Annotated in this window: 1 pseudogene; it reads right to left on the minus strand. The window is 42.1% G+C overall.

Annotation, left to right across the window (positions count from 1 at the left end):
* Nucleotides 1-229: 229 nt before the first annotated feature.
* Nucleotides 230-838 (minus strand): annotated as a pseudogene (locus P5674_RS25350) (hypothetical protein); the annotation flags it as partial.

Consider the following 838-nt stretch of genomic DNA (forward strand, 5'->3'; position numbering starts at 1 on the left):
TCTTGTCTAACAACTTCCTGACCCCTAGGGCTTTATGTATTTCCCGAGTCATCTTGGTCAAATCTTCACAGCATGATTGAAGCATATCACTCCTTAATATTGGTAGACTTGGCGGTGGCTCTGGTTGATAATTCTCCACCCATTTACAGGGATAAACTGGGTGATATCTGGAGTACGATCCTATTTGATGAATGTGTCTAATAATCCAGTAATGTTCATAAAGTTTCGGTTACCCTTCCGCATTTGGATTAGCAACCCAGGGAGCCGCAATAGAATCAACGGTATAATACCCGTCATGACCTAGGTTGGTAGATGTAGCAAAATAGCGTGGAGAACTCTCTTTAGCGAATTTCCCCAGTTTTGTTACTGATATTCTCTCTTTTATTGTAGTAGAAGAATGTAAGAACCCCTCTTCCTCCTGCAGTTTCCTTCTAAACGCGGTAATGGAGCCTGGATTTGTATAACCTAAATTGACTAAAGGGGCAGAAATATAAGGGGCGCTATACATTGAAATGTTCAACTCTATGTCAGATCCGAAATTTTTAAAACTTTTCCCGGCGAATGACTCAACTAAATCTGCATACTGGCTTTTTATAGGATCTGTTTGAAAAACCCGAATATGTGCCCAGTAAGCCATACAAAGCCAACCAGTATAACCTGGAGGGGGACCGGAAATGCCTAAATCAACCCTACCTGCATCGCTTTCATCTCCTTTATCTTCATCACCGCCGCCTTTATTATCGTCTGCTCCCTCATCTTTATCATCTTCACAAACATTTCTAGCAAAGGTAACCGTTTTCCCCCCAATAGTTACGCTCATCGATTGCTCGCATTCCCG

The sequence above is a fragment of the Limnospira sp. PMC 289.06 genome (genome assembly GCF_032350395.1).
GTDB lineage: Bacteria > Cyanobacteriota > Cyanobacteriia > Cyanobacteriales > Microcoleaceae > Limnospira > Limnospira platensis.